The organism is Gimesia benthica (genome assembly GCF_009720525.1).
GTDB classification, from domain to species: Bacteria; Planctomycetota; Planctomycetia; order Planctomycetales; family Planctomycetaceae; genus Gimesia; species Gimesia benthica.
Map to the genome: position 1 here is coordinate 3,790,642 of NZ_CP043930.1, position 23,304 is coordinate 3,813,945.

Annotated in this window: 19 protein-coding genes; 11 read left to right on the forward strand and 8 right to left on the reverse strand. The window is 56.3% G+C overall.

What is annotated here, in order from left to right:
• Positions 1-33: 33 nt before the first annotated feature.
• Genes F1728_RS14495 through eboE form a run of 3 tightly spaced genes read right to left on the reverse strand, consistent with a single transcriptional unit; the run spans position 34 to position 2,316 of the window.
• Complete coding sequence (locus tag F1728_RS14495; RefSeq protein WP_228030749.1) at positions 34-969, reverse strand: XdhC family protein; 936 nt, start codon at positions 967-969, stop codon at positions 34-36.
• Entirely contained in the window at positions 906-1,130 is a 225-nt protein-coding gene (locus F1728_RS31655; protein WP_228030752.1) for an XdhC family protein, read from the reverse strand. The genes F1728_RS14495 and F1728_RS31655 overlap by 64 nt, the downstream gene beginning before the upstream one ends.
• Before the next feature lie 19 nt (positions 1,131-1,149).
• Entirely contained in the window at positions 1,150-2,316 is a 1,167-nt protein-coding gene (gene eboE, locus F1728_RS14500) for a metabolite traffic protein EboE (protein ID WP_155364716.1), read from the reverse strand.
• 348 nt (positions 2,317-2,664) lie between these two features.
• On the opposite strand from eboE, the gene F1728_RS14505 reads away from it, so the two are divergent.
• The 6 genes from F1728_RS14505 to F1728_RS14530 all read left to right on the forward strand — a co-directional run bounded on the left by F1728_RS14505 (position 2,665) and on the right by F1728_RS14530 (position 9,611).
• The gene (locus F1728_RS14505) at positions 2,665-3,264 is read left to right on the forward strand and encodes an RNA polymerase sigma factor (RefSeq protein WP_228030754.1); all 600 of its coding nucleotides are present in this window, start codon (positions 2,665-2,667) and stop codon (positions 3,262-3,264) included.
• An 8-nt stretch (positions 3,265-3,272) separates the two neighbouring features.
• Positions 3,273-3,794, forward strand: coding sequence for an anti-sigma factor family protein (locus F1728_RS14510; protein WP_155364717.1), 522 nt, complete (start codon positions 3,273-3,275; stop codon positions 3,792-3,794).
• Positions 3,775-5,142 carry a hypothetical protein gene (locus F1728_RS14515; protein ID WP_155364718.1) on the forward strand — a complete coding sequence of 456 codons (1,368 nt, stop codon included), beginning with the start codon at positions 3,775-3,777 and terminating at the stop codon, positions 5,140-5,142. Before F1728_RS14510 ends, F1728_RS14515 begins: the two co-directional genes overlap by 20 nt.
• 129 nt (positions 5,143-5,271) lie before the next feature.
• Positions 5,272-6,006, forward strand: a complete 735-nt coding sequence (locus tag F1728_RS14520; protein WP_155364719.1) for a hypothetical protein — start codon at positions 5,272-5,274, stop codon at positions 6,004-6,006.
• 74 nt (positions 6,007-6,080) lie between these two features.
• Positions 6,081-8,444, forward strand: coding sequence for an alpha/beta hydrolase family protein (locus tag F1728_RS14525; protein WP_155364720.1), 2,364 nt, complete (start codon positions 6,081-6,083; stop codon positions 8,442-8,444).
• Between the two features lie 237 nt (positions 8,445-8,681).
• Positions 8,682-9,611 carry a leucine-rich repeat domain-containing protein gene (locus F1728_RS14530; RefSeq protein ID WP_155364721.1) on the forward strand — a complete coding sequence of 310 codons (930 nt, stop codon included), beginning with the start codon at positions 8,682-8,684 and terminating at the stop codon, positions 9,609-9,611.
• A 6-nt stretch (positions 9,612-9,617) separates the two neighbouring features.
• On the opposite strand, the gene F1728_RS14535 is transcribed toward F1728_RS14530, so the two are convergent.
• From F1728_RS14535 to F1728_RS14545, 3 genes are read right to left on the reverse strand one after another with little or no spacing between them, the layout of a single operon-like run.
• Positions 9,618-10,385, reverse strand: coding sequence for an NAD-dependent epimerase/dehydratase family protein (locus F1728_RS14535; protein WP_155364722.1), 768 nt, complete (start codon positions 10,383-10,385; stop codon positions 9,618-9,620).
• 37 nt (positions 10,386-10,422) lie between these two features.
• Positions 10,423-11,757 (reverse strand): dipeptidase, encoded by a 1,335-nt coding sequence (locus F1728_RS14540; protein WP_194242825.1) that lies wholly within the window; start codon positions 11,755-11,757, stop codon positions 10,423-10,425.
• Between the two features lie 57 nt (positions 11,758-11,814).
• The gene (locus tag F1728_RS14545; RefSeq protein ID WP_155364724.1) at positions 11,815-12,648 is read right to left on the reverse strand and encodes a Rieske 2Fe-2S domain-containing protein; all 834 of its coding nucleotides are present in this window, start codon (positions 12,646-12,648) and stop codon (positions 11,815-11,817) included.
• Between the two features lie 121 nt (positions 12,649-12,769).
• On the opposite strand from F1728_RS14545, the gene F1728_RS14550 reads away from it, so the two are divergent.
• The 4 genes from F1728_RS14550 to F1728_RS14565 all read left to right on the forward strand — a co-directional run bounded on the left by F1728_RS14550 (position 12,770) and on the right by F1728_RS14565 (position 19,208).
• Positions 12,770-13,312, forward strand: coding sequence for a 5' nucleotidase, NT5C type (locus F1728_RS14550; RefSeq protein WP_155364725.1), 543 nt, complete (start codon positions 12,770-12,772; stop codon positions 13,310-13,312).
• A 319-nt stretch (positions 13,313-13,631) separates the two neighbouring features.
• Positions 13,632-16,088: a DUF1549 domain-containing protein gene (locus tag F1728_RS14555; protein WP_155364726.1), complete on the forward strand. Its 2,457-nt coding sequence runs from the start codon at positions 13,632-13,634 to the stop codon at positions 16,086-16,088.
• A 54-nt stretch (positions 16,089-16,142) separates the two neighbouring features.
• Positions 16,143-17,480 (forward strand): DUF1501 domain-containing protein, encoded by a 1,338-nt coding sequence (locus F1728_RS14560; RefSeq protein WP_194242826.1) that lies wholly within the window; start codon positions 16,143-16,145, stop codon positions 17,478-17,480.
• A gap of 36 nt (positions 17,481-17,516) precedes the next feature.
• Entirely contained in the window at positions 17,517-19,208 is a 1,692-nt protein-coding gene (locus F1728_RS14565; RefSeq protein ID WP_194242827.1) for a PPC domain-containing protein, read from the forward strand.
• 314 nt (positions 19,209-19,522) lie between these two features.
• Here the strand turns inward: F1728_RS14565 and F1728_RS14570 are convergent, their stop codons facing one another.
• Together F1728_RS14570 and F1728_RS14575 are read right to left on the reverse strand one after the other, a co-directional pair.
• The gene (locus tag F1728_RS14570) at positions 19,523-21,064 is read right to left on the reverse strand and encodes a hypothetical protein (protein WP_228030756.1); all 1,542 of its coding nucleotides are present in this window, start codon (positions 21,062-21,064) and stop codon (positions 19,523-19,525) included.
• 174 nt (positions 21,065-21,238) lie between these two features.
• Positions 21,239-22,255, reverse strand: coding sequence for an alpha/beta hydrolase (locus F1728_RS14575; protein WP_155364728.1), 1,017 nt, complete (start codon positions 22,253-22,255; stop codon positions 21,239-21,241).
• A 174-nt stretch (positions 22,256-22,429) separates the two neighbouring features.
• Between F1728_RS14575 and F1728_RS14580 the strand changes: the two genes are divergently transcribed.
• The gene (locus F1728_RS14580; protein ID WP_194242828.1) at positions 22,430-23,179 is read left to right on the forward strand and encodes a metallopeptidase; all 750 of its coding nucleotides are present in this window, start codon (positions 22,430-22,432) and stop codon (positions 23,177-23,179) included.
• Positions 23,180-23,304: the final 125 nt, after the last annotated feature.

A 23,304-nucleotide genomic window follows, 5' to 3' on the forward strand; every position in this document is an offset into this window, starting at 1 on the left:
CTGTTGTGATCATACCGGCTTGAAGTTGAAGCTTCAGGCCGGATCGGGAGTTTTCAGTTCTTCCACCAGGCTGGTCCGCTGATAGGCTGCGGGCACTTCATCCAGGTTGCGCCAGGCGACCAGTTCCGCGACGATGCTGAGCGCAATTTCGGGGACCGTCTGTGAGCCGATGTCGAAGCCCAGCGGTGCGTGGACGCGGGCGAGGGCTTCGCGGGGCGTGCCCATGCGGATCAGGTCTTCGAAGATCAGTTTGACTTTGCGGCGGCTTCCGATCATGCCGATATAGCGGGCGGGTGACTGCGCCACGTAACCCAGGGCCTCTTCATCGTGGTTGTGTCCCCGTGTCACGATGATGATGAAGGTATCCCGACTGATGGGGAGGTCGGCCAGTGTGGTGTCGAAGGTGCCGACGATGAGCTGTTTCGCGGAGGGGAAACGTTCGGCGTTGCAGTATTCCTGGCGATCATCGACGGCGATGATTTCGAAATCGACATCGCTGGCCAGTTCGGCGACTTTCTGTCCCACATGACCACAGCCGATGACGATGAGCTGGCAGGTCTGGTGAAAGGTCAGATAGGCGATGCCCGCGTTGACGTACGGGCGGGGCCGATTCTGGATCGGTTTGAGGCCGGCCTGCAGTTGTGCGGGGGGCTGGGGATTGCCCCGCGAAGCGACGATCTCAGCATCCGCGTTGATCAGGAAGCGATCGGTTGCGGCAATGCCTTCGGCGGATTCGGGGTTGAGGACAATCGCTTCGGTACAGCCCTGGTCTGCGTCGAGTTGCTGCAGCATCGTGCGGAAGTATTGTAAGTCATCAGTATTGCGTACCGGATCGACGAGCACTTTCATGCGTCCGCCACAGATCAGGCCGTCATCCCAGCCGTAATCGTTGTCGAGCTGGAAAGTCATGATTTCCGGGGCATCCGAGTCGAGTACGCGGAGTGCACGGCGTTTGACTTCGGCTTCCACACAACCGCCCCGAGCGTTCCTACCTGGGAACCATCGCTGAAAATCAGCATGGCGGCCCCGGGCTTTTGCGGGGTTGAGCCCCGGGTTTCTACCAGGCAGGTGTAGCAGACGGGTTTCTGCTGCTGGACGGCCTGTTCGAGTTCGAGTAATAGCTCACGCATGATAGTTGACTTCAGTTGATTAAAGCGAATCAATCAGTTTGCGGGCGGCCTGCAGTTCGCGCGTCAATCCGTCGACCAGTGATGGTTTCTGATCGCCGGGCAGGACTTCCCAGGTATAGGTTTCCACTTCGAGGTGCGGCGCGTAGTCGAGTTCCTTGACCGTGGCCAGTGCCTGTCTCAGTTCGCGGTGTGTGGTTCCCAGCGGGCCCAGGGTCTGCGCGTCGACGGGCACGTGGAAGTGCACCCGCAGGCGTTCGGTCTCCTGCAGACGGGGATGCGGATCGAGCAGGAAGTCCCGGTCGAGGTCGGGGATGCGGTACAGGTCGCCGTTCTTGAGGTTGCCGATGGTCTGGTGCAGGTAGCGGGGCTCGGCGTAGTCTGCGAGCTGCGTGCGACCTGCTTCGTTATTCCAGGGATCGACGAGTTCGATGGCGTTGGAAATATGAATTTTGTTGATGCGGATTTCCGCGTGGGTGATCTGCCGGATCGAACCGGGGATGTCTTCGAATTCGACCGCCTGGTGACAGATATCATAGCAGGCCCCTATGAATTCGCGGACCACGCCCAGCAGCTGTTTGTCGGCGGCCCGTTCGTAGAGCCGTTCGAAATAGACGATCAGCTCGTGGGTGAATTCAATCACGCAGAACGGTTCGGGTTCGATGGCCAGGCGAATGGTGCGTCCGGTTTCGTCCTGCAGCTGTTTCAGAAAGACGGCCGTCTCAATCAGCTGGTCGACGCATTGCTGACTGAAGTCGCGGGGATGCTCGAAGCCTTTGAAGCCCAGGGGGACCGTGGAGATGCTGCCTTCGACTCCCTCGGGCAGCAGTGCCGCCAGGACGCGGGCGCAGCCTTTGGTGTATTCCAGCCGTTCGGGCTCTGTCCAGTCGGGGAGGTAGACATTCTCTTTGACGCGTTCGCTGTGAAAATTGCCGTAGGGGAACGCATTGAGCGTGTAGCAGGTCAGGTTGCGCTGCTGCAGCTGTTCGGCGAAGCGGTCGATGCCTTCTGGCTCTGAGAGGATTTCCTCAATCACCGGTTGTGCCAGCCAGAGACCGGCGGCCAGTGGTGATCCCAGCTGCTCTTGAATCGGCAGGGTAAATTCATCGAGTTTCTGCAGAATCTCCGCGGTTGTCAGGCCGGGATGCACGTTCGTGCAATAACTCAAAGGGAGCGAATTTAACGTCATGGACCGTCCTCGGCGGGTTCAGGGGACTGGCAGGAGGCGAGAAACCAGGTCAGAAAATCAGTCGGAAAACACTATCTTATCATAACCAGGCCACTGTGGGCGACTACCTGCTAAAATAAATTACGGCAGGGAATGCGGTTCCGAAATGCAATTTTCATTCGGGAACAGCTTGTGTTCACTGCCGGGTTTAGCGACGATAACCGTTAGAATCGTGCAGCGAAACAGTTAAAAAGCGGGTTTCTCCCAAACTCTGAGAGAAACTTTGTGTTACGCTGTGTGTTTAATACACGTGGGGCAACTGGCCTCATAGAGGGGAGCCTGAAGTCAGCTGTGGTTACTACTGAGATCATGAATTCACCATACTTACGGGACCCTGACGTACAGCTGATGCTGCGCGCCAAGGCCGGCGATGAAGGTGCGTTCACTGAGCTGGTAGCAGCATACCAGGACCGCATCGTCGGCATATTTTGCCATTTGCTGGGCAATCAGGAGGCAGCAGAAGATCTGGCGCAGGAAGTGTTTCTGCGGATCTATCGATCACGCGACAAGTATGAGCCGAAGGCGAAATTTTCGACCTGGCTGTTTCGCATCGCCAACAATCTGGCCAGCAACTCCCGCCGCAACAAGGGACGCCGCAGAGAGGTGGCCCTCAATCCCCAGGATTCCGGCCCGCTGGGAATGCGTCCGGAAGAGCAGCTGTTAATGGAAAAATCCGGGATGATGCCCTCGCGTCAAATCGGACTCAAAGAGACCCAGGCGGTGGTCCGCCAGGCACTGGAAACATTGAACGAACGACAACAGATGGCAGTGCTGTTACACAAATTTGAAGGGATGAGTTACGCCGACATCGGGGCCGCGATGAAGCTGTCCGAGGCGGCGGTGAAATCATTACTGTCACGTGCCCGCGAAAACTTACGGGTGCAACTGGAAAAACATATCAACGGTTGAGACGTGCGATGAGCAAAGACATCACAGAACAGGAACTCGAGAAACTGGTAGCTTACCTCGATGGCGAGGTCAGCGAGCAGGAAGCGATCGAAGTCGAGCAGGCGCTCTCGAACGATGAGTCCACTCGTGCGCGCGTCGATGGGCTGGAGCGCGCCTGGGAAATGCTGGATCGTCTGCCGATCTCCAGGGCGTCTGAAGAATTCACCGACAAAACCCTCTCGAGCATCCGCACCGTTCAACTGGAAGTCCAGGCCGCTGAGGATCAGCAGCCATCCGGTTTCGGCATGACGAAAAAGACACGGGCACAACTCCGCAAAGCCGCGATCTCGGCCGGCTGGATCGCGGGGCTGGCCTGTTCGATTTTCCTGGGATATCTGATTACCAATCAGTGGGTGCCGGACGAATCCGATCCGCTGATCAGGGAGCTCTCGTTTATTGAGAATCTGGACACTTACTCGGAAGTGCAGAGTCTGGAATTCCTGGAAGAACTTAAAAAGTCGGGGACCTTCGATGAAACCGCGCAGCAGTAAACCGCAGGCAGGCAGCACCGTCACCGCCCGTTCCGGAGTTGACTCGGGAACAGGTCTGCTGACGATGCGCGCCGGCGGACTGGCGCTGGCCCTGCTCTGCGCAGGGATGCTGCTGCTGGGGGCGGCGGGATCGGAAGAGACGGAGCAGGACAATCGCAAAAAAATCGAGTCGATGTCTCCTGCAGAACGCGCGCAGCTCAAACGCAACTACGAGAAGTTCCAGAAACTGTCTCCCGAGGAAAAAGCCCGCTACCGCAAAATTCATGAAGCCATCAAGGATCGCCCCGAGCTCAACCGCGTGATGCGGTGTTACGAGGACTGGGTCCGTACCCTCTCTCCCTGGGAACAGGAAGACCTGCGGAAAGCGGAGACCCCGGAAGAACGCATGGCCCTTATCCGCAAGTTCCGCGCGGAGCATCAGAACAGCTCGCGCTGGCAACGCTATCGCAATTATTTTGAAGTCGTCAAGATCCTGAAAATCGACAGCCGGGATCCGGTGATGCGGGCCCTGTTCCGTATTCAGCCCCCTTCCCCCGAGCTGTTCGCAGAGATGATCAGCACTCTCGAAAAGAGTCTGCCGGTACCGGTGAAATATCCGAAATCCAAAACAGAGTTAACGGAATTTCAACGTTCGCTGGCCGTGCTCCAGACCGCGACACAGGTCAAACGTCAGGAGAAGGGAAAAGCAGAAGAACTTGACGCTGACTGGCCTGGAGAGGAAGTCGTCACAAAGGTGTTCGCGCTCTTCGAGGAAAATCAGTATCGCCCCATACGGGATTCCGGTGACATGCGGGGTGGCCCCGACAACCGCCGCGGGGACCTGTTCAATGGCCCCGACCTGAAAATGATTCGACCGGATCGCCAGCGGAGTGTGGTAAAATTTGTACTGGCAAAAGGCCTGTTGAACCAGTGGATCATGACAGTTCGCGATGAACTGGATCAGCTGACGGTGCCGGAAGATCAGTTGCAGAAGTTCTTCGAAACATTAAGCAGTAAAGACAAAGACGAGCTGCTCAAGCATCCTCCTGAAGAACTTCAGGAACGGCTGAAATTCATGTACCTCAGGGATCATATGACGAAGGATGTCCGCCGGAGCCTGAGTGAGAATACCCGGGAGACAATGCAGGTCATCACCAGGATGGCTGCTGGCGCAGATCCGGGCCGCGTGATCGAAGGCCCATTCCGTCAACGCAATGGCGGAACGCGCGGCGGTCGCTTTCTGAATCCCAATGGTCGCCGACCGAATGGTCCCGGCGGGCGGGGAGAGCGCAATCGGGAGGATGAGCCGGAGGACCGGAAACCGGGAGCCGAGCGTCCACGTCCCCGCGATCGCCAGCCTGATGCTTGAAAAACGGCTGCTGATCCTGTCTGATAGATTCTGAAACTGAATCAGGATTTTCGAACTCATCCGGTACGTCTGGTGCATTTCTGGTGCTGACCTTCTGCCGGAGACTTTCACAGAGACAGGAGTATTTTCATGTTGCGTTCCCTCCTTATCACCAGCCTGGCTTGTGGGCTGCTGCCGATTTTCGGCGCGTGCCTGACCGCGGTCGAGGCCAAAGAGCCGGCTCCACTGAAGACATTTGAGAAAGATCAGATCCCGCAGAGCATACAGGGGCTGCCTTTACTGTTTCACGAGAACTTCCAGTCGGGCAGTTCCGATCACTGGCTGCCTACAGACGACAAAGCCTGGAAGATGATCAAGCAGGGGGACAACCATGTCTTCAGCCTGTTCAAGAAACGCAGCAAGTTCGAACCGCCGGTCCGTTCGCCTTACAACCGGGCACTGCTGAAAGGCATCAAGGTCAGCGATTTCGTCTTTGACGTCAAGCTGCAGTCGACCATTCCCGATTACGGACACCGGGACCTCTGCCTGTTCTTCGATTACCAGGACGATGCCCATTTCTATTACGTGCATCTCGGTAAGAAGACCGACGACCACGCCAACCAGATCTTCATTGTCAACGACAAGCCCCGCACCAAGATCTCAACCAAAACGACGCCGGGGACCGACTGGGACGACGAATGGCATCACGCCCGCATCGTCCGCGATACCAAAACGGGTTCGATCAAAGTCTATTTCGACAACATGGAAGAACCAGTGATGACAGCGACCGACAAGACCTTCCTGACCGGACAGGTGGGCATCGGTTCGTTCGACGATACCGGCAACTTTGATGAAATCCTGCTGTTCGGCAACAAAGCGAAGTAGGCACTTATTCCAGGCAGCGACGGTTCATTAACGCGGACCGACGCTGCCTTTCCTTTTTTCGATCAGGTGTCCCGATGAGATTCCCGTCCTCCCTGCTGGCTCTGTTATTGCTCGTTCCGTTTCCGTCCTTCGTGACTGCGCAGACACTGAACCTGCCCGATCCCCTGCCGGGAACGGCGCCGCTGAAACTGAGCATACCCCTCGACGAGCACATGGTGGCGGGCATCGATGCCTACGCACTGCGGGCACTGGCGGAGTCGCCTCAGCTGCGTCCACAAAAATGGAACTACGATTTCGCCAGTCATGCGGCGTTCATCGAAAGCATCAAAGACAATCGTGCGCGGTTCAAGAAAATTATCGGTGCCGTTGATCCGCGTGTGAGTGGTCCCGGTTTTGAACTGCTGAGCACAACCGAAAAAGCATCAGTCATCGCCGAATGTCCTGAGTTCAAAGTACACGCCGTGCACTGGCGGGTTCTGGACGGGATGACCGCAGCCGGGCTGCTGCTGCAACCCACGGGAGACATTCAGGCCCGCGTGGTCGCACTCCCTGATGCGGACTGGACGCCGGAGATGTTTGTCGGACTGAAACCGGGTGTTCCGAAGTCGGCTCAGATTCCGCTGGCACTGGCGGCACGCGGCATTCAGGTCGTAATTCCGACTTTAATCAGTCGCGATGCCGAACATTCCGGTCACTCTGAGGTCTTTTTTACCAACCAGCCGCATCGTGAGTTTATTTACCGTATGGCGTTCGAAATGGGACGGCATGTGATCGGTTATGAAGTGCAGAAGGTGCTGGCAGCCGTCGATCAGTTTGAGCGGCTCGACAAACAGGAAGGCCGCATCTTACCTGTCGGTGTGGTTGGAGTGGGTGAAGGTGGTCTACTGGCGCTGTTCAGCGGGGCTGCTGACTATCGGATTCAATCAACGTGGGTGGCCGGCTATTTTCAGCAGCGGGAACAGGTCTGGCAGGAGCCCATTTATCGTAATGTCTGGAGCCAGCTGACCGAATTCGGCGATGCGGAAATCGCGGCGATGATTGCGCCACGGTCCTGCGTGATCGAGGCATGTGCGGTGCCGGTTGTGAAAGGACCTCCTGCTCCCCAAAAGGGGCAGCGGGCTTCTGCGGCTCCCGGTGTGATTGAGATTGGGAAACCAGAGTCTGTGAAAGCCGAATTTGAGCGGGCACTTCCCGTGTTCGAACAGCTGGGACTGCAACGTAACCTGTCGCTGGTCTTCTCAGTTGAGGGAACCGGATCGGCTGGCTCGGGGAAAGCGCTGGCTGATTTTCTGTTCGGCTTACGCATCCGGCAGAACAGGAAGATGATTCCCCCCGTCGTATTGAAGCCGACAACTGACGCTATTCAGGTCGACGCCGCAGCCCGGCAGGAGCAGCAGTTCAATGAAATGAATGAATTCACACAGGAGTTACTTAATCGCTCGGCCCGTTATCGGGACGCAGAGTGGCAGCCGGGTAAATATACGTCGGTCGCGCTGTGGGAAAAGGATGCTGACCGACTGCGAAACGAAGTCTATGACGAACTGATCGGTCGCCTGCCGTCACCTGAGCAGGCGGTTCCGCTGAATGTGAAAACCCGCAAGGTGCTGGAAGAGGACCAGTATGTGGGTTACGAAGTGATGCTGGATGTGCAGCCTGACATCGTGGCGGGCGGGATTCTGTTGATTCCCCGTGATCTCAAGCCGGGTGAACGACGGCCTGTGGTCGTCTGTCAGCACGGACTGGAAGGGACGCCTATGGACACCATCCAGGCGGAAGACCGGGCGTATGCCGCATACAAAAACTTCAGCGCGCAATTAGTGAAACGGGGGCTCATTGTCTATGCCCCGCAGAACCCGTATAAAGGCCGCGATCGGTTTCGAACACTACAGCGGAAATCGAACCCGCTGCAGCGGTCGCTTTACAGCTACATCATTCCCCAGCACGAACGAACGCTGGAGTGGCTCAGTGCGCTGCCGTTTGTGGATGAGCAGCGGATCGGATTTTACGGCCTGTCTTACGGGGGGAAGACCGCAGTGCGTGTGCCCCCCTTTGTGAAGCAGTACGTCTTCTCGATCTGTTCGGGAGACTTCAATGAATGGGTCCGCAAAAATGCCGACAGCGCGCATCGCTATAGTTACGTGTTTCATGGCGAGTATGAAATCTTCGAGTGGAACATGGGGCACGTGGCGAATTACGCGGAGCTCTCGTACCTGATGGCGCCGCGTCCGTTCATGGTGGAGCGGGGACACAATGACGGAGTCGCCCCCGATGAATGGGTGGCCGCCGAATACGCGAAGGTCAGACGGTTCTATACGCAGATGGGTATCGGCGATCGAACGGAAATTGAATACTTCGATGGCCCGCATACCATCAATGGTCAGGGTACATTTGATTTCATTTTCCGTCATCTGGACTGGAAACAGATGCCCTCAAAGTGATTTTGTCGCCTGATACGGGGGGATTCCACAGGAAAAAAATCGTTCGTTCACATGCGAAATTACAGAATTATGTGTATATTATACTTGGTACCAAATCCGGGTGAATGAGGCGATGTGTACGGATGGGGCGTGCTCGGGTGTATATAATCTCCCCGGTTTGAGCACAAAACTGAGTCGATCCCCAGCCGCTTCACGTTGATCAGAGTCAGACTTTTCAATTCCAAACAGGCCTAAACAATGAGCAAAGCTGCCACTGGTTCAGAGGAAGAAGTTCCCCAGGAATCAACTCTGGAAACAGATATCAAAGCCCTCAAGGAAATCAGTGCGAACCTGAAGATGGACTACAACGGGAATATCTCCCAGGTCTCCTTTTCCGGTTCCAAACTCGTCGACAACGGGCTGGTTTACCTCGGTCGGCTAAATAAACTGCGAAAGCTGGATCTCTCGGGATCGAAGGTGACCGACGAAGGGATGTCGCATCTCAAGTCACTCAAGAGCCTGCGGGAAGTTTCCCTGCACGGTATCCCCGTTACGGATACCGGACTTGCGGAATTCAAAAAGCTGACCAACCTGGAAGTGCTCAACCTGTCGCGAACCAAGATCACCGACGCGGGTCTGAAGCACCTCAAAGGTCTGGACAGTCTGAAGGAGCTCTACCTGACCGGTCTGGAAATCTCGGGCGATGGACTGACTCATCTGTCTGATCTGAAAAGCCTGGAGACACTGGGTCTTTCTGAAACCCAGATTACAGATGAAGGGCTGGCTCATATCAAAGGTCTGAAAAAGCTCCGCGTACTCTTGCTGCGGGACACGCAGATTTCCGATGAGGGCCTCAAGCAGATCAAGAGCCTCACCCGTCTGCAGCGACTCTGGCTGCGCAACACGCAGATCACCGATGAGGGAATGAAGTATCTGGCCAAGATGAAAGACATGGAATGGCTGGAGCTCAACGATACCGAAATCGGCAACGCGGGGATTGCAGAAATCAAAGTGCTGGAAAACATCATTGATATGAATCTGCGTAACACCAGCGTGACCGATAAATGCATTACCTCGCTGAAGAAGCTGAAAGATCTGGGCACCCTCTACATCGATGGTACCGAGATCACCGAAGAGGGCATCGCCAAGCTAGAGAAGGCACTTCCTTATTGTCGTATTGAGCAGTAAACCTGCTCAGGCGTAATTAGATTCTTCCGGAATCGGCTGGTCTTCGCTGCCCATCTGGTAGCCGAGCTCTTCCGGGATCAGCGTTGGTCGATAGCCAAGCAGTTGTTCGGCTTTGCTGAGATCCCAGCGGCGCTGTTTGCTTTCGCCGACAATGGTGATGACTTCACAGCCTGCGATGGGGGCGGTCACCGCTTTCTGATACGCCTGCAGGAGATCCGGAAACGGCACCCATTGTGGCCGCAGCGGATGCGTTTTCCAGAGCGGATGATCCAGGTCGATCGGCTTGGGAATCCGCAGGCAGACGATGGACATGCCGTGCTGCTGCGCGTAGTGCGCACACATCACTTCACCCAGTTGCTTCGTCAGGGCATACGAACCAACGGGCCGCGGCGCTGCATCTGAGGGGACCCACTCTGGTGCCTGATAGCCGAGTACCGTCATGATGGTGCTGGTAAAGATGAAGCGTTTGACACCCGCATCGCGGGCCGCTTCGAGCAGGTTGAAGGACCCTTTGAGATTGACGTCAAAGCGCCGGTTGTTTAATTCATCCCCTTCCATGGGGCCTTCGTCCGCCTGTTTGGCCAGATGCACGACGGCGTCGATCCCCTGCATGGCGGCCCGGGTCTGCGCAGGATCAGTGATGTCCAGCGGGATAGAGCGGGCGTCGTCCGGATTCGGGTGGATGTCACCCAGGACCAGTTCGTCATCCGTCTGCCAGTGCTGGCTGAAATAGCGTCCCACGTAGCCGGCAGCGCCGGTGATTAAAATGCGCATGGCGTGTTCTTTGTTTCAGAGAGGAGCTTCGTTCATTTCAGGAAAGTGATTCGCGACAGACCCTGAGCATGTTACCGCCGATGATCTTCTGAATGTCTTCGTCGGAATAACCCCGCTGTACCAGGCCGACGGTAAACAGAGGCCAGTTGGTCCAGGAGACGCTGGTGCTCATTTCAGAAGTCGTGCGGAAGCTGTCGGGCGGCCACAGGCTCCGCCAGGGTGTCCGCGAACGGGGGGCCCGGGGAACCTTTTTGTTTTCCAGGGTACTGTTGCGGGATGTGTAAGCGACATCGGTGCCGATGGCGATATGGTCGATGCCGAATTTCTTCACCACGTAATCAATGTGATCGATGAGCCGGCTGATATCGCCGCTGCCTCCCAGGTAACGGGGGATACAGCAGATACCGATCAGGCCGTTGGTTTCGACGATGGCTTTGATCACGTTGTCCGGTTTGCTACGGATATGGTGATGCAGGCTGGCACAGGTGGAGTGGCTGGCCACCATCGGTTTTTCGGAAACCTGTGCTGTCTCCAGGCTGGTCTGCCAGCCGGAGTGAGCCACGTCGGGGATGATACCGAGCTGGTTCATTTCCCTGACGACTTCGCGACCGAAGTCGCTGAGTCCCGCGTTGGCCGGTTCGGCACAGCCATCACCGAGCATGTTCCTGCGGTTGTAAGTCATGTGCATCATGCGGATGCCTAACTGGAAGAAGATCCGCATGTATTTCATTTCGTCGGTCGTCGTTTCCCACTGCTGTGTGAGAGGAACGCCGTTGCCGGTGAGGTACAGGCAGTGCCGTCCCTCTTTCTGAGCCTGTTCGATATCATCGGGAGTGACGGCCTTGGGAACGAAATCGGCGAGCATGTCGGTCGTATAGGTGAACCGTGCGAGTCGCTTGATGAGTCGCATGGGGTCCTGCCCTTCCTCGCCGGCATTCTGAAAGATACAGGTCACGCCGGCGGCATCGAAGGCTTCTTTGAATTCGCGCTGTTCGGCGGGATCGGTGACGCAGCGGGTCATCGACATGTCCTCGCGGAGGTCCTGCAGTTCCGCGGTCGAAGCGTGGTCGTTGATGGCTGCGGCGAGTTTATCACCATCGATGGCGGCCCGGGGAGCGAAGCCGTAGGAATCGAAGACGAGCGAGTTCGCGTGCAGTTCGAGACCGTGTTCGAGTTCTTTCTGGGTTGGCTTGAGAATATCGAGGGCGACCTGGCGGGCGTGCAGAATCTTTTCGTTGCGGATGGGCTGTTGTGTTTTGCCGGTTTTGGCTGCGGTCTGTTCTGCGGCGGAGAGGGAGGCCGCTGCAGCGCTGAGGCCGGTGGCAGCCAGTGAAGAACCCAGGAACGAACGGCGGTTGATGGGATTACTCATGATGATGTCCGTGATGTGAGGTTGGCAGGTTGGGGTGAGGTCTAAATGAGTCGGATATTATTTCTGATCGCAGCCACAGCCACCACTGGAGCAGCCTGAAGCAGCAGGTGCTTCGTCTACGGGGTGAAAAACAATCCGCCAGGGATAGCGGGCATTCAGCTCCTGCGCCAGAATTTCCAGGGCCGGCAGGCGGCTGCCCAGATAATACAGGACGACTGTCTGCTGATCAAACAGTTGTTCGCAATCGATGATTTCCGCAGGCATGCCCCGTTCCTGAATCAACTGCTGACAGTCGCGGAAGACCTGGGTGTTGACGTCTCCCTGTCCGGGCAACTGTTCCTGATCGAGGGGAGTGAACTCGCGCAAGATCGTTCCCGCGGGGGTTTTGTTTTTGTCTGGTTGAGTGAAGGACGAAAGAATCTCGCCGACTTCCTCGCCGCGACTGGTCTGCAGGATGACGCGATCGCGGTGGTGATAGTTCGTCTCCGCATCAGCGGCAAAGTGGTCGACCCAGCCCATGACGCTGTAGCGGACCAGGAACAGGTTAAGTGCTTCTGCTTCAGTAAACGCGTCTCCATTGATCAGCAGCAGATCGGCTTCCTGTTTCAGTTCAAAGCGGGTGAGCGGAAATTCGGGGAAATCCAGACACTCGCCGCTGGCTACATCGAACGTCCAGTCATGCAGGGGGCAGTTGACTTCGGTGCCGCAGCCTTCGCCTTCAATCAGCGTTGCACCCTGATGCGGACAGGCATTGTCAATCGCGTAAAAGGTTCCCGGCTGTTCCGGTTCGGCGACATGAAAGACGGCGATCTCGGTGCCGTGGAGTGTATATAGTTTTCGGCTGCCGGGCTTGATCTCGGAAACATCGCCCAGCGGAATCCAGTTAGTCATCAGTATTTAATCCTGGTTAAAAAAGACTTCCACAATGGTTGTCAGTTCCAGTTTATTATATGCTCGATGGGTAATCCTACTGTTTTATAATCAAAGTTACTGAGTGGAGCGAAAAAACAGCATGGCTGTACGACATATCTTACTGGACATGGATGGCGTGATCGCCGATTTCATGGGCGCGATCCTCGAACTGCACGGTCAACGCGAACTGGCAGACAAGTGGCCGGACGGGGAAGCCGACTACGCGGGTGTGCTGGGCATGACCAAAGACGAATTCTGGAAACCGGTCGACGGACTGGGGGGCCGCTTCTGGGCCGGGTTCCCGCCTTATCCCTGGTTGAATGAATTGCTGACACTGCTTAGAGAGACCGCGCCGTTTACTATCAGCACCTCACCCAGTCGCAGCGCTGCCTGTGCGTCAGCCAAGGTGGAATGGCTCAGAGAGCACTTCCAGGAACCGTTGTATATGGACTTCATGATCGGGACTCAGAAGTACCTGCTCGCGAAACCAGATGTCGTGTTGATTGATGACCAGCACAAAAATATCGATAAATTCCGGGAGCATGGCGGACAGGCGATTCTGTTTCCGCAGCCCTGGAATTCGAATTTTGCGATCACAGATCGGATCGGATACGTCAGATCGGAGCTGGAAAAGCTGGTTTAAGCAGTACAACAGCCATTTTTGCCGCCAGACAGGTATACATACGGTTCATTTTTTGGGATAAGGGGTAGTTTTTGCAGCTCAGGGAAGGTATCCTAAGTGGTGTTTCATAAATAAAGTTGTTAAATGAAAGTTGACGAATAGGAAATATAAGAGACAATATATATTAGTTGGCGCCCAAACTATCGATACCGCAGTGCTTGCCGGGTTGCTGAATAATTATCTGACGTCTTGAAGACGACCTGCCCGACTTTCCCCCGCAGCGCTACTAACGCCAAACCTCACAGCGTATCCTTCCTTTGATTTGGGATAGAAAGACGAGATGAAATCTCTACTCTATCATATTCTCGGCTGCCTGATTCTGCTCTCCGCTCTTTCCGCGCAAGCAGCGCCCCCGGCAGAATCAAAGGTCAGCGTTTATCCGGATAAAGTTGAACTGAATGGACCCCGTTCCCGTCAGCAACTGATCGTGACCCGTCAGCAGGACAAGAGTTTTGTCGACCTGACCCGCGATGTGCAGTTTCAATCTCAGCAACCCGCCGTTGTGCAGGTTGACGCCCAGGGCGTAATCAAGCCCCTGGCGAATGGAACCGCAACGGTCACCGTCATTGATGGTGCGCAGAAGATTAACATTCCGGTTCAGGTGAAAGACTTTGACCGCCAGGCCCTGCTCGATTTCGAGCGGGACATCCATCCCCTGTTTTCCCGCTTCGGCTGTAATGGCGGTTCCTGTCATGGGAAGCAGCGTGGTCAGGGGGGATTCCAGCTGTCGATGTTCGCCTTCGATCCCGATTACGATTACAACGCCCTGGTTAAGGAATCGCGAGGACGACGTGCTTCGCCGCTGGCACCCGAACAAAGCCTGGTACTGCTGAAAGGCGCCGGTAAGGTTCCTCACGGCGGTGGTAAAAAACTGCCCGCCGAGGGTCAGTATTATGAATTGCTCGAACGCTGGATTTCCGAAGGGGCAACCCGCGAAGTCAAAGGGACTCCCGAACTCGTCAAGATTTCCGCAGAACCGACCGAACGGATCATGCTGCCGAAAACAAAGCAGCAGATGGTCGTCACCGCACATTACAGCGATGGCTCGACACGGGACATCACTGACCTCGCCGAGTTCATGTCCAGCGAAAGCGTTTACGTTTCCGTAGACGAACACGGCCTGGTCACTGCCGGCTCACTGATGGGTGAAGCCTCGATCATCGCCCGCTACATGGGCAAATTCGCATCGTTGAGCGTGACGATTCCTTCCGACCACAAAGTTGCCGACGAATACTATGCCAAGCTGCCCCGCAATAACTTTATTGACGGGCTGGTGTGGGACAAACTGCAGAAGTACGGTCTGAAACCGTCTGATCCCATTGATGACGCGACCTATCTGCGTCGGGTTTCACTGGACATCATTGGTCGTACGCCGACCGCGGAAGAAGCACGGGCCTTCCTGCAGGATCCTTCTCCCAACAAGCGGGAGCGACTGGTCGATTATCTGCTGGAACAGCCTGAGTTCGGCGATCACTGGGCCAACAAATGGGCCGATTTATTGCGTCCCAATCCGTATCATGTGGGTATCAAGACCGTCCTGAATTACGATGCCTGGATTCGCGAGTCGTTTCACCAGAACAAACCCCTCGATCAGTTCACACATGAATTGCTGACCGCCAAGGGTGGAACCTGGCACAACGGCGCGGTAACCATGTTCCGCGATCGCCGCAAACCCGAAGAGCTCACCACGATTGTCAGTCAGCTCTTCCTGGGAATTCGACTGAGCTGTGCCCAGTGTCATCACCACCCCAACGAAGTCTGGGGGCAGGAAGATTTCTACAGCTTTGCAGCCTACTTCGCTAAAATCGGCCGTAAAGGCCGCGGGATCTCGGCTCCGATTTCGGGATCCGAGGAGATGGTTTTCACATCCAACTCCGGTAGCGTACGTCATCCGTTGACTAACGAAGTCCTGCCGCCGCGTCCCCTGTTTGGCGAAGTGCCTGAGCTTAAAGAAAATCAGGATCCACGCGAAATTCTGGCAGACTGGATTATCTCGCCTCAGAATCATTTCTTCGCCGAAGTGAATGCCAACCGCGTCTGGGCCGATCTGATGGGCCGGGGGATTGTCGAGCCGATTGACGATTTCCGCGAAAGTAATCCTCCCTCGAACAAGCCGCTGATCAAAGCCCTGGGCCAGAAGTTCCGGGAACAGAAATTTGATCTGAAACAATACATCAAGACGATCGTGCTGTCGCACGTTTACAGTCTGAGTGCGATTCCCAATGAAACCAACGTGGGTGACACCCGCAACTACTCGCGTCATTACCGTCAGCGTCTGCGGGCCGAAGTTCTGCTGGACAGCGTGAGCGAAATGATCGGCGTGCCCGATACATTTTCAGCGATGCCCAAGGATTCAACGGCTAAACAGATCTGGACGCATCGTGTGAGTTCGGTCTTCCTCGATTCGTTTGGTCGCCCCGACCCGAACCAGGATCCGCCGTGCGAACGGACGACCGATACCACGGTGGTGCAGGTGCTGCACATGATGAACTCTCGCGATCTGTATTCCCGCATTCAGTCCAAGAATGCGAACAGTGCGAAGTGGGCCGAAAGTAAAATGACACCCGATCAGATTATGGAAGAACTGTATCTGACGGCTTATTCAAGATATCCAACCATCGAAGAAAAACGACTGGGGCGCTCCCTGTTTGAAGAGGAAGGCGTCAGCCGACAGCAGGTGATTGAAGACCTGATGTGGGCCCTGCTCAATACGCCGGAATACCTCTTCAAAAACTGACGTCCCTGCTCCACCAGGAAACATTGTTTGACATCTACTCGAACAGGATCAGAAATGATGAACGTTTCAAAGAACTGCAATGGAATCACACGACGAAATTGTCTGCAGCTGGGTCTGGGTGCCATGACCGGCCTCGGGCTGACCGATCTGCTGCGTCTGCAGGCGCAGGCTAAAGGAACCGATGCACCCCAGCGTAAAGCGACCGCCAAGAGCGTGATCCTGATCTGGATGGACGGCGGTCCTTCGCATTACGAAACATTCGACCCCAAACCGGAAGCACCGGTTGAAATCCGGGGTGAGTTCAACCCGATTCCCACCAAGGTGCCCGGGGTCCAGTTCTCACAGCACATGAAGCGGCTGGCGTCGATCTTCGATAAATGCTCGGTGATCCGCTCGATCCGTCACAACCAGGGGAACCACGGTGCCGGCAACCACTACATGATGACCGGTGCCCCACCACGAATTCCTGTAGGCTGTGGTGCCTTCGTGAGCTTCCATCCCAGCATGGGTTCGGTCGTCGCACACGAAAAGCCGACCACCAACAATCTGCCCGCTTACTTCACCATGCCCAGCATGTCGCGTTCAGGCGGACCTAACTTCCTGGGAGCCAAGTACGCTCCGTTCGTGATGTCGGACAACCCGAATTCGTCCAACTTCCGCGTACGTGACCTGGCACTGCCCAGCGGTCTGACCGATGCCCGCTACAAAACCCGCCGCGATCTGCGAGAACAGGTCGACCAGCTGAAGCGGATCCGGGACGAAGTCGCCGGCGATCCGGTACTGAACCTGGATGAATACTACGAACAGGGTTACAACCTGGTGGCCTCCACCGAAGCGCAGACCGCGTTTGAGATCGATCGCGAGCCTGCCGAACTGCGTGATAAATATGGGCGAACCTCGTTCGGTCAACGTGCCCTGCTGGCCCGTCGTCTGACGGAAGCCGGCGTGCCTTTCATTACGCTGTATGAAGGGGGCTGGGACAATCACGGCAGTCTGTTCAAGACGTTCAACGACCGGATGCCTTCCTTTGAAAACACGATCGCCACGCTGATCGAAGACCTCGATGAGCGGGGGCTGCTGGACACGACCATGGTACTGGCACTGGGTGAATTCGGCCGTACGCCGAAAATCAATCCGGGCGGCGGTCGCGACCACTGGTCGAACGCGATGTCGGTGCTGATGGCCGGCGGTGGAACACCGGGCGGACTGGCACTGGGTGCCACCGACAAGGCCGGTTACTCCGCAGTCGAACGTGTGCTCTCTCCGGAAAACTTTGTCTCCACCGTTTACACCAAGATGGGTATCGATCCCGACAAGGTGCTCTACACGCCGGAAGGTCGTCCGTCGCACCTCGTCAGCGATCCGACACCGATTCCGGAACTGTTCGCTTAATCCGAGCCCGCACTTCGACTGAGAATGAGTTTACCAATGTCCTGCCACGCCCCGATTCTGTCCGCCGTTCTCGCTTGTTCGTTGGTATTCAGTCTGGGGACGAGCGTCGTTGCGGCTCCTCCCAGCGTGAACTACCTGACTCCTGCGGGAGGCCAGGTCGGACAGAAGGTCGAAGTCAGCGTCGACAAGACACTGGGGACACATCCGGTTTCGGTCTGGACATCGCAGCCGGGTCTCAAAATCGAGATCCCCGAGAAGCCGGCCAAGGGAAAAGAGAAACAGTTCACGGTCGAAATCACTGCTGAAGGCAAACCGGGTCTGTACTGGCTCCGCTTTCATAATGCAGAAGGGGCCTCTGAGATTCGACCGTTCCTGGTCGGGACGCTGCCCGAAGTGACAGGCGCGGAACCGAATGAGGACCTGGAGCACGCGCAAAAAATTGAACAACCTGCGGTGACGGTTAACGGCGTCCTGGCCAAGGCGGGTGATGTCGACATCTACCAGGTCAAGCTGAAGCAGGGGCAGACGCTGGTCGCGTCACAGGTCGCCAACGAACAACTGGGTTCTCCCATGGATGGCGTCTTGCAGTTGCTCAATCACCGGGGAACGGTGCTGAAGCAGATGGACGATACCCTGTGGTTCGATCCCCGGATTGTCTATACCGCTCCCGAAGAGGGCACATATTATATCCGCACGTTCGCGTTTCCCGCTGATCCGAACAGTACGATCCGCTTTGCGGGAGCCGCCTCGTACATTTATCGACTGACGCTGACTACGGGGCCGTTCGTCGATCACAGTCTGCCCCTGGCCTGGCATCCCTCAACGGCACAGCCGGTTACGTTGGATGGCTGGAATCTGTCTGACAAGCTCAAGACATTGATGCCTGCGGTTTCCGATTTGAGCCAGGACGCGCTGCTGAGCGCTCCGGAACTGGGAAACAACCTGACGATTCCCCTCAGTACCACACCCGTGGTGCTGGAGACGAAAGAGACGCAGTCCGAGGCAGGTCAGCAACTGACGGTACCTGCCACGGTAACGGGGAAAGTGGCCGCTGCGCAGGAGATTGACGTTTATCGCTTCACTGCGAAAAAGGGCGAAAAGCTCACCATCAAAGTTGATTCACACAAGCTGGGCTACCCGCTTGATCCGTATGTGAAGCTGTTCGATGCGAAGGGCAAGCTGCTCAAAGAGATCGACGATCCCCGGCGGAATTTCTTCGACGCTGCACTGGACTATACGATTCCCGCGGACGGCGAATACCGGCTGCAGGTGACCGATCGTTTCGAGCATGGCGGTTTCCGCTATGTGTACCTGCTTTCGATTCTGCCAACGGAGGCAGACTTCTCGCTGCAGGCTGCCAACGAGCAGTACACGTTGACCGCAGGCGACAAGCCGCTGGAGATCGACGTGACCATCGACCGCCAGAGCCCCCGTTTCAGCGACGACATCGAAGTCAGCATCGCGGGGCTGCCCGAAGGTGTGACCTGCGAACCGGTCGTCTCCCAGGTCAAGGACAAGGGGGGCAAGTCGGTCAAGCTGAAGCTGGAAGCGAAGAAGGACGTCACGTTTCAGGGCCCGCTGGTGATCCAGGGGACGAGCGTCAAAGACAAAGCCAGGCAGCACACTGCGACCGCGGTCATCAAAGGGATCAGCCCCAAACGCAACACAGACCGCCCGAAGCCTGATCTCGAACTGCCTTACCTGTGGCTGACGATTAAGAAGAAGTAAGGCGGTTTCACGATAACCCAGCCCGAAATGAGTTGGCGTCAGCAGCGCAGTGGTGTTCTGATCTTGCATGATCCCACCGACAGTTTCCTGCTCGCTGCGCTCGGCCCGAATTACATTCGGGCCCACCCATTCTTTCATGGTGAATTTGAACCGTAGGGGTGGTACCTGCGTGTCCGCCCGCCTGGTTGTGCTCGATCACAGACAACCCGTGGTGGGGATCTTTTGAAACGTGCGTAAAACAAAACCAGATCACGCCGTTCCTGCGGGTAGCCACACAGGGCTACCCCTACCTCTGGTGAAGTGAGATTCAAGAATTACTTCAGCTGCTGGATCAGTTCGTGGGCTTTGGCTTCGAAGATGGCCTGCCATTCGGGGGCGAAGAGGCAGTCGCTGTCTTCCTGGGCGTTGCCGACGTTCTTCAGCTGATCCGCGGTGGGGGCGTAGTAATTATAGCCGTTGGTGTAGCCGGCGACGAATGTGTTTTCAAACGGTGACTTCTGCTTGATGTTGAGACCAATGTTGACCGTCAGTTCGGCGGGGAAGGTGATCATGCGGAAGTCGCCCAGCTTGAAGGCAACCACTTCCACGTCGATGGTTTTGCCTGCGGCCTGGTTGCGGGTCTGGTGCTTGGTGAGCAGACGCAGATTCGCTTTGTTGCGGGTCATCTTTTCCATCTTGTAGATGTTGTTGATGTAGCGTTCCATATTGGCGCGGTTCTCGGCGTCCAGCTTTTTCAGGCCATCGCGTCCCAGCTTCTGTTCCAGCATATAACGGTGCGAATAGTAGGACGGATTTTCTTCATACAGCTTGTACTTCACAATCAGCGGCAGAAATGTTTTGAGGTTGAGGCTGGTTCCCTGCAGGGAGTTGAGCAGCTGCTCCTGTTCCTGCTTGAGTTCCGCGATCCGTTTTTCATTGTTGGAACGTGGGAGTGTCAGAGTTTCGTTGATGACTTTGAGGCCGCTGTCGTCGGTGCATTGAATTTTGCGGATCGCCTTCAGGGCACTCAACGCGAGCATGTTCCCCAGAACTTCGGCGTCGCGGGGATTGTCGACGTCTTTGTACTGCACCGGGTTGATGTCGCCGCCACATCCCTGCACGAACAGGGCGATGGTATCTTTACTGAGGTTGTCTTCGATGACCTGTGAAGCCAGCCCGCTCATGTCAGCGGTGTTCCCCTTGTTGGGTACGCCCTGGATGGGGTGACAGGCGAAGTTATACACGACGGCTACGGTTTCGCCATCCAGTGTGTCGAGCTTGAGAATGCCGATCTCCGGATCGATGGGGCCGATGCCGGCCACTTCCTCATCCGGGGGGAGCGAATAGGCGTGACGCACGTCGGCTTCTTTACCGTTCTTCAGAAACAGTCGACGGTTTTCCATGACGCGGTCTTCGTGACCGGTGCCGACCCCGACTTTGACGGGCACCAGTTTCTTCGCAGCTTCTTTAATCGCCTGGACTGTTCGCTGTTCGACGTCGTTACAGACGATGCCGTGACAGTGGCTGGCGTTGATCATGATGTTCTGCGGCTTGATTTTGAGATCTTTTTCGATCTGCCCTCTGACATTGTCGAGGTACTCGTTGGTGATCGAACCGATTTCGCCGATGGCGACCGCATCCACCGTGACGATGGCGGCGGTGTTGTCTCCCTCTTTGATGACCAGGGCCTTCACATACAGTGGATCATTTACCAGGGGCACATCGCGGTTCGTAATATCCACCTTGGCGGCTCCCGCCATCAACTCGGCGGCAGATATCATCCCGGGGAAACAGGCCATAACCAGCAGTAGCAAGTATGCGATCAGCAGGCGGCGCGGTAAGTGATGACAGTGGGAAGCATTCCGGAGCTGGTTCATAAGAGGCCTCAGGGTTTCAAGTTGCAAGGTCACAGATTTGCATGGGCACGTAAGTTAATATTCTTTAAATACTCAAGAGCTTCAGTTTAACCGGTGTAGTGGCCCGCTTTCATCCGTTGTTTGCAAAAAAAACAGAGAAATCTCAACTCGGGTTGTGGAAGCTTTAAGACCAACTCAGTGATTGGTTACTGCCGGAAACAGTTCGCGGGTGAAATCGTCGTAGGCGTCCCTGAGTCTGAGGCGTGCTTCATACATCAGCCCGTTATGGCTGCCCCGCTCGATGGTGACCAGCTGCTTGGGAATCCCGGTCTCCGAGGAAGCCGGTGCGGCGTCGAACAGTTTTTTACCGAGCTTGTAGGGGACGATTTCGTCTTCGGTGCCATGGATGACCAGCAGCGGGCAGACGATGTTCGGGATGACCGCCTGGCTGGGATACTGATCCCAGAGCAGCCAGGAGACAGGCACCCAGGGATAGTGGTGCGAGGCCGCATCGACCATGGAGCTGAAGGTAGAACGCAGAATCAGTCCGGCCGGTGGCGTATGCTGTTCGCAGAGTTCGCTGGCAAGTAATGTGGCGACGCCGCCTCCCAGCGATTCTCCCATGAGGATGATCCGCCCCGGGTCGACCTTGCGTTCGCGGACCGCGTATTTCCAGAAAGCGCGGGCATCGTTGAGCAGTCCGGTTTGCGAGGGACTGCCCGGGTTTTCGGCGTAGCCTCGATAGTCAAAGGCGAAGACGTGCAGGTTCAGGCTGGCCAGCAGACGGCAGGTTTCCACGCGATGCAGGCGGTTGCCTCCATTGCCGTGCAGCAGGATTACCACGGGGCGGCCTTTGGCCAGTTCCGCATCGCACTCCCCCTGGTCGGTACAGGCGACCTGTCCCGCGAGATAGTGCCAGCCTTTGAGGTCCAGGCCGTCGTTGGTCGTGGTGGTGATTTCATGGATAATGCCGTATGGGGCAGCGGTCTGATCTGTCGAAAGTTCGGGGACGCGGGTCGGCTGATAAATGAGTCGCCGCTGCGCGAGCATGAGTACCAGCATTGCGATGACATAAAAGGCGAGCACACGTGAGACATAATAAACGAGCATCTGTTTTCCGTTTTGCGGTTTATCCAGCAGTCCGCCGGGCAGCGACTGCCGCCAGGAGCGCGGAGGTTTCGGGGTCGATTCGGTCTGGGTTTCAAGATTCATGACAGGGCAACTCAAAGACGTTTCAGGAAGTGGACGCGTCTGAACTCATTTTAGACGTTCGTCTGTGGGATGCCAGTGGGAAAACCGGAAATCGGATTGCGTTTCGTTCCTGCTGTGGAGCCATTAAAATCGAAACCTCTGTGAATTCCTGCATTTAGACAAAAGGGCCCTCTGATGCGGCATTGTCAAACTTTCTCGCGGACGGTTGCTGGCTGGCTGACATTGATTGTGGTGACTGTCGGTTGGAGCCTGGTATGTTCGCCGTTACCGGCAGACTCCCCTGCTCCGTCGTTTGATCCGGTGGAACGGGAAGTGGAAGGTTGGCAGGTGGACGTCGATCCTGCGCTGTTTTCTGAGCCGCATGCGCAGGTGGGAGCGCAGGCACTCGCGGCGCTGGGGAACCATTTGCAGCGGGTGAAGTTCATCGTGCCTGCGGAACGGGTCAAGCAGTTACAGGAGGTGCGGATCTGGTTGGAGCTGAAGCATCCGCAACTGGATCGCATGCAGTACCATCCCAACCGGGCCTGGCTCGTCGCAAACGGACATGATCCGCGGTTGGCGAAGCACGTGCATATTCCGGTGGCCGCACAGTTGTTCGCCCGGAACATGTGGGCTCAGCATCCGTATGTAGTCCTGCATGAGCTGGCACACGCCTATCACGATCAGGTCTTGAGTTTCGATCAGCCCGAGGTAATTGCGGTTTACGATGCTGCGAAAGAAGGCGGCCTGTATGAAAAGGTACTGTCACACACCGGGCAGACGGTGCAGCACTACGGGATGAACAACCACAAGGAGTATTTCGCCGAGTCAACCGAGGCGTATTTCGGCGTGAACGATTTTTATCCGTTCGTCCGCGCGGAACTGAAGACACACGACCCGCGGATGTTTGCGCTGCTGGAAAAGATCTGGGGTCCGGTACCGTGAATGGGTGGGGGACCTTTTAAACACATTCAAGCGAATCAGGGGGGTGGGCTCGAATAAAATTCGGGCCGAGCGCAGCGAGCAGGAAACTGACTGTGTGATCGCTGGATGTGGAATGAAACGGTGAT

Excerpts from the sequence above, each read along its gene's own strand:
- F1728_RS14520 (WP_155364719.1), top strand. The coding sequence starts at position 5,272 with ATGTTGCGTTCCCTCCTTATCACCAGCCTGGCTTGTGGGCTGCTGCCG.
- F1728_RS14530 (WP_155364721.1), top strand. The coding sequence starts at position 8,682 with ATGAGCAAAGCTGCCACTGGTTCAGAGGAAGAAGTTCCCCAGGAATCA.
- F1728_RS14515 (WP_155364718.1), top strand. The coding sequence starts at position 3,775 with ATGAAACCGCGCAGCAGTAAACCGCAGGCAGGCAGCACCGTCACCGCC.
- F1728_RS14550 (WP_155364725.1), top strand. The coding sequence starts at position 12,770 with ATGGCTGTACGACATATCTTACTGGACATGGATGGCGTGATCGCCGAT.
- F1728_RS14560 (WP_194242826.1), top strand. The coding sequence starts at position 16,143 with ATGATGAACGTTTCAAAGAACTGCAATGGAATCACACGACGAAATTGT.
- F1728_RS14525 (WP_155364720.1), top strand. The coding sequence starts at position 6,081 with ATGAGATTCCCGTCCTCCCTGCTGGCTCTGTTATTGCTCGTTCCGTTT.
- F1728_RS14570 (WP_228030756.1), bottom strand. The coding sequence starts at position 21,064 with ATGAACCAGCTCCGGAATGCTTCCCACTGTCATCACTTACCGCGCCGC.
- F1728_RS31655 (WP_228030752.1), bottom strand. The coding sequence starts at position 1,130 with ATGCGTGAGCTATTACTCGAACTCGAACAGGCCGTCCAGCAGCAGAAA.
- F1728_RS14535 (WP_155364722.1), bottom strand. The coding sequence starts at position 10,385 with ATGCGCATTTTAATCACCGGCGCTGCCGGCTACGTGGGACGCTATTTC.
- F1728_RS14575 (WP_155364728.1), bottom strand. The coding sequence starts at position 22,255 with ATGAATCTTGAAACCCAGACCGAATCGACCCCGAAACCTCCGCGCTCC.
- F1728_RS14545 (WP_155364724.1), bottom strand. The coding sequence starts at position 12,648 with ATGACTAACTGGATTCCGCTGGGCGATGTTTCCGAGATCAAGCCCGGC.
- F1728_RS14565 (WP_194242827.1), top strand. The coding sequence starts at position 17,517 with ATGTCCTGCCACGCCCCGATTCTGTCCGCCGTTCTCGCTTGTTCGTTG.
- F1728_RS14580 (WP_194242828.1), top strand. The coding sequence starts at position 22,430 with ATGCGGCATTGTCAAACTTTCTCGCGGACGGTTGCTGGCTGGCTGACA.
- eboE (WP_155364716.1), bottom strand. The coding sequence starts at position 2,316 with ATGACGTTAAATTCGCTCCCTTTGAGTTATTGCACGAACGTGCATCCC.
- F1728_RS14555 (WP_155364726.1), top strand. The coding sequence starts at position 13,632 with ATGAAATCTCTACTCTATCATATTCTCGGCTGCCTGATTCTGCTCTCC.
- F1728_RS14505 (WP_228030754.1), top strand. The coding sequence starts at position 2,665 with ATGAATTCACCATACTTACGGGACCCTGACGTACAGCTGATGCTGCGC.
- F1728_RS14510 (WP_155364717.1), top strand. The coding sequence starts at position 3,273 with ATGAGCAAAGACATCACAGAACAGGAACTCGAGAAACTGGTAGCTTAC.
- F1728_RS14540 (WP_194242825.1), bottom strand. The coding sequence starts at position 11,757 with ATGAGTAATCCCATCAACCGCCGTTCGTTCCTGGGTTCTTCACTGGCT.